4 protein-coding genes are annotated in these 4,712 nt (G+C 78.4%); 2 read left to right on the top strand and 2 right to left on the bottom strand.

Going from position 1 to position 4,712, the window contains the following annotated elements:
• Window positions 1-84 precede the first annotated feature (84 nt).
• Window positions 85-990: a 5-dehydro-4-deoxyglucarate dehydratase gene (locus NT8_RS27230; RefSeq protein WP_067975737.1), complete on the top strand. Its 906-nt coding sequence runs from the start codon at window positions 85-87 to the stop codon at window positions 988-990.
• Window positions 991-1,369: 379 nt separating this feature from the next.
• Window positions 1,370-2,422: a mandelate racemase/muconate lactonizing enzyme family protein gene (locus NT8_RS27225; protein WP_067975740.1), complete on the top strand. Its 1,053-nt coding sequence runs from the start codon at window positions 1,370-1,372 to the stop codon at window positions 2,420-2,422.
• 38 nt (window positions 2,423-2,460) lie between these two features.
• On the opposite strand, the gene NT8_RS27220 is transcribed toward NT8_RS27225, so the two are convergent.
• Both NT8_RS27220 and NT8_RS27215 read right to left on the bottom strand, forming a co-directional pair.
• Window positions 2,461-3,495, bottom strand: a complete 1,035-nt coding sequence (locus tag NT8_RS27220; RefSeq protein ID WP_067975735.1) for a LacI family DNA-binding transcriptional regulator — start codon at window positions 3,493-3,495, stop codon at window positions 2,461-2,463.
• Window positions 3,496-3,662: 167 nt separating this feature from the next.
• On the bottom strand, window positions 3,663-4,556 hold the full coding sequence (locus NT8_RS27215; protein WP_067975732.1) for an NAD-dependent epimerase/dehydratase family protein: 894 nt from the start codon (window positions 4,554-4,556) through the stop codon (window positions 3,663-3,665).
• Between the last annotated feature and the right edge of the window lie 156 nt (window positions 4,557-4,712).

The raw sequence follows: 4,712 nt of genomic DNA, 5'->3' as shown, positions 1-4,712 counted from the left end.
CGTCGTGTGCCCCCCGGCGCGGCCCGCCCCGGCGGGCCGCGCCGCCCTCCGCCCCCCGAGACCGCATCGACGCGAAGGACCCCCATGGACTTCGACGGAATCCTGTTCTTCCCGGTCACCCCCTTCGACGGCGCCGGGCGCCTGGACGAGGACGCCCTGCGCCGCCACGTCGCCGCCGGCCTGGAGCACGGGCCCGGCGGCGTGTTCGCCGCCTGCGGCACCGGCGAGGTGCACGCCCTGTCCGCCGCCGAGCACGCCCGCGCCGTGCGCGCCGCCGTCGCCGCCACCGCCGGGCGCGTCCCCGTGGTGGCGGGCGTCGGCGGCGGCCTCGGCACAGCGGTGGAGCAGGCCGAGGCGGCGCGCCGCCTCGGCGCCGACGGCGTCCTGCTGCTCCCGCCCTACCTGGTCTCCGGCTCCCAGCGGGGCCTGGTCGACTACGTCCGGACGGTCACCGAGGCCGCGGGCGTGCCCGTCATCGTCTACCAGCGGGGCGGCCTGGTGCTCACCCCCGCTGCGGCCGCCGAGGTCGCCGGGCTGCCCGGCGTGGTGGGCATCAAGGACGGGGTGGGCGACCTCGACCGCATGTCGCGCATCGTCGCGGCCGTGCGCGCGGTGCGCGGCGACGCGTTCACCTTCTTCAACGGTCTGCCGACCGCCGAGGTGACGGTGCCCGCCTACGCCGCCATCGGGGTCCCGCTGTACTCCTCTGCGGCGTTCGCGTTCGTCCCCGAGGTCGCCACCGCCTTCTACCGGGCGTTCCACGCCGGCGACCCGCTCGCCCAGACCCTGCTCGACGTGTTCTACCGGCCGCTGGTGGAGTTGCGCGACCGCGCGCCCGGCTACGCGGTCGCCCTGGTGAAGGCGGGCGCGCGGCTCCGCGGCGCCGACGTCGGCGGGGTGCGCCCCCCGTTCACCGACCCCGCGCCGGCGGAGCTGGACGAACTGGCGGCGATCATCGACGCCGGCCTCGCCGCGGTCAAGGAGGGCTGACCGGATGCCCCCCGACGCCCACCCCGCTCCACCCGGCGACACCGTACGGTCGGGAAACCCCACGCCCGGCGACGCTGTACCGCTGGGAGGCCCCACACCCGGCGCCGCCCCGCCGCTGGGAGGTGCTGCGCCTGCTGACGCGGCACGATCGGCGGGCCTCGCGTCTGCTGACGCCCCGCCGTCGGCGGTCTCTGCGTCTGGTGGCGCCGTACCGCTGGGAGGCGCTGCGTCCGGCGACGCGGCACCGTCGGCAGGCTCCGCACCCGGTACCGACGCGCCCCTTGCGGGCGCCGCGCCCGGTGGCGCCGAGGCCGCCGCCGACCGCGTCCCCACCCCCGGGGCAACGACCGGTCCGGCCGCCCCGGCCGCCCCGGTCGTCATCACCGGCCTGGAGACCCGCGTCCGCCGGTACCCGCTGCACCGGGCCTGGGACGGCGGGGTCGACGTCAACACCCTGGTCATCACCCGCGTGACCACCTCCGACGGGCGCACCGGCACCGGGTTCGCCTGGACGCCGCGCGTCGGCGCGGGCGCCGTCCGGGCGCTGCTCGACGACGACTGCCCCGCCGCCCTGGTCGGCCGGACCCCCGACCCCGCCCCCCGCTGGGCCGACCTCACCGCCCACCTCGCCGACGCGGGGGCGGGCGGGCTCGCGGCCATGGCCGTCGCGGCCGTCGACATCGCCCTGTGGGACCTCGCCGCCCGCCGGGCCGGCGCCCCGCTGGTCGACCACATCGGCCGGCGGCGCGACCGGGTGGCCGCCTACGGCAGCGGGGTCAACCTCGACTACCCGCTGGAGGACCTGCTCGGCCAGGTGCGCGGCTGGCTCGACGCCGGGCACCGCGCCGTCAAGATCAAGGTGGGCTCGGCCGACCTCGACCGCGACGTCCGGCGCGTGGCGGCCGTGCGCCGGCTCGCCGGCCCCGGCACCGCCCTCATGCTCGACGCCAACCAGCGGTGGGATCTGCCTGCGGCGCGGCGGGCGCTGGCCGCCCTGGAGCGCTTCGACCCGTACTGGATCGAGGAGCCGCTGCCCGCCGCCGACCTGGACGCGTACGTGCGGCTGCGCCGCGCGACGGGCGTGCCGTTCGCGGTGGGGGAGAACCTGCGGACCGTCGGCGCGTTCCGCGCCGCCATCGACGCCGGGGTGTGCGACATCGCCCAACCCAACGCGGTCCGCGTCGGCGGGATCACCCCGTTCCTGCGCATCGCCGACCTGGCGGCCGAGGCGTCGGTGCCGGTCGCCCCGCACCTGCTGCCCGAGCTGTCGGCCCAACTCGCCCTGTGCGTGCCCCGGGCGGCCATGGTGGAGGACATCGACCGCGCGTCCTTCGCCGCCCTCGGGGCCCTGGAACACCCCAGCGGGGTCGCCCTGCACGCCGGCTGGGCGGCGGCCGCCACTCCGCCCGGCCACGGCCTCACGTTCGCCTGACCCCCGGCGCCCCGCGCGGCGCCGGCCGGGTACTCGGGTCAGTCGGCGGCCGGCGGGGCGGTGCTCTCGCGCAGGACGACCTCGCCCGCGACCGCGACGACGCGGGGGGCCTCGGCGGCCTCCTCGCGCAGGGCCAGGCGGGCGGCCTCCTCGCCCATCCACTCCAGCGGCAACCGCACCGTGGACAGCGCGGGGGTGAGGTCGCGCAGCGTGGGGATGTCGTCGAACCCGGCGACCGACAGGTCGCGCGGCACCCGCAGGCCCGCGTCGCGCAGCGCCGCCATGGCGCCCGTGGCCATGACGTCGTTCACCGCGAACAGGCAGGTGGCGTCGGTCCCGGCGGCCAGCAGGCGGCGGGTCGACTCGTAGCCGCCGTCGCGGGTGAACGCGCCGTGCACCACGTCGTGCGGCGCCAGGGAGATGCCCGCCCCGGCCAGCGCCCCGTGGAACCCGTCGAGCCGCTCGCGCGCCGTGCGCAGGTCGGTGGGGCCGGCGAGGATCGCGAACCGGCGGTGCCCCTGCCCGACCAGGGCGCGCGCCAGCTCGGCCGCGCCGTTGCGGTTGTCGGGCACCACGGTGTCGGCGGGCAGCCCCTCCTGCGAGACGCAGGCCACCCGGCCGCCGCGCGCGGCGAACATCGTGATCTCGTCCGCAAGCCGCCGGGTGCTCTCGTCGTCGACGGTCCGGCTGCCCGCGAGCACCACGGCGCGGGCCCGGTGCGACCGCAGGGTGGCCAGCAGCTCCAGTTCCCGCTGCGGGGTGCGGCCGGTGGTGCCCAGCACCACGATCAGGCCCTCGTCCTCGGCCGACCGGGTGACCCCCGAGGCGATGCTGGAGAAGTAGGGGTCGGCGATGTCGTGCACGATCAGCCCTACCAGCGAGCTGGTGTTGCGGGCCAGCGTCTGCGCCGAGGCGTTCGCCAGGTAGCCGAGTTCGTGGGCGCTGGCGGTGACCCGGTCGCGCAGCTTCCGGCCGACCTGGCGCGTACTGCCGTTGAGCACCCGCGACGCGGTGGCCAGCGACACCCCGGCGTGCCGGGCCACCTGCTCCAGGGTCACGTAACCGCCGCCCACCGGACCATCCTCCGCCTCATCCGTTCGGAAAACACTTTCCCAGGGTGCCGATCCTAGATCGTCCGGGGAGGCAGCGCCGCCGGGCGCGCGCCGGCACCGACTCGGACCGTACCCGACGGCGGGCCGCCGCCGTGCGCGTCGGCCGCACCCGGCCGCGCCGCAAGGGCTCAGCCGGCGGCGGTACCGCGCAGCTCGGTACGCCAGGTCCGGCGCGGCCGCCAGCCCAGCGCCCGCCGCGCCGCGCCCGAGCTGAACGCCGCCCGCCGCCCGATCAGCGCCGACGCGTGCCGCGCCGTCCCCGGGTGGAACCTCGGCAGCAGCTCCGCCAGCGGCTCGCGGGCCAGCGCGTCCTCGGCCACGGCGTGGAACACCTGCCCGTTGCGGACCCGGCCGGGGCGCTCGCACAGCAGGGCGAACAGCTCGGCGGCGTCCCGCGCGTCGACGTAGTTGAACAGCGAGCCCGCCGCCAGAGCGGGGTCGGCCAGCCGCTCGGCGACGGTGTGCCCCTGCTGGGTGGGCGCCCCCGCCCACTCCTCGGGCGCCAGCACGTAACCGGGGCGCACGGCGGTCAGCTCGCACCCGCCGCTGCCCGCGCGCGCCAGCGTCCGCACTGCCTCCTCCACCACGGTCTTGCTCAGGCCGTAGGCGTGCCACGGCGCCACCGGGTGCGCCTCGTCCAGCGGCAGGTAGCGGGGCTCCCACCCGGGCGCCCCGTAGCCGAACACGGTCGGGCTGGAGGCGGCCACGGCCGCGCGGGCGCCCGAGGCCACCGCCGCCGACAGCACCGCCCACGCCAGCCGGGCGTTCACCGACAGCGTCTCGGTGTCGGGGCGGACGAACGGCACCGCGATCCCCGCCAGGTGCACCACCGCCTCCGGCCGCGCCGCCGCGAACACCTCCGCGCGCGCCGCGTCGTCCAGCAGGTCCGCCGCGACCCACGCCGCCGCCCCGCCGGGCCCGGGGGCGAGGTCGACCGAGGTCACCTCGTGCCCCCGGCCCGCCAGTTCGGCGACGACGCTGCGGCCCAGGCGGCCCGAACCGCCGGTCACCAGGATGCGCATGCCGGTCCCCTCCTAGCTCGTGCTCTCTGCATCATCCGGCCGCTCGGCGCGGACGGGCGAGCGGGCCGCGACCTCGCGGGCCGGTGTGCGGACGCCGGGCTCGGGCCCCGCTGCGTCGGCCCGGGGAGCGGGTGCGGCCGGGGCGGCCCGGCCGCC

Source organism: Nocardiopsis trehalosi NBRC 14201 (assembly GCF_001552555.1).
Taxonomy (GTDB): Bacteria; Actinomycetota; Actinomycetes; order Streptosporangiales; family Streptosporangiaceae; genus Nocardiopsis_B; species Nocardiopsis_B trehalosi.
This window is presented reverse-complemented; position numbering and strand designations above follow the sequence as displayed.

Bases quoted from the DNA above. Each gene is read 5' to 3' on its own strand.
- NT8_RS27230 (WP_067975737.1), top strand. From the start codon at position 85: ATGGACTTCGACGGAATCCTGTTCTTCCCGGTCACCCCCTTCGACGGC.
- NT8_RS27215 (WP_067975732.1), bottom strand. From the start codon at position 4,556: ATGCGCATCCTGGTGACCGGCGGTTCGGGCCGCCTGGGCCGCAGCGTC.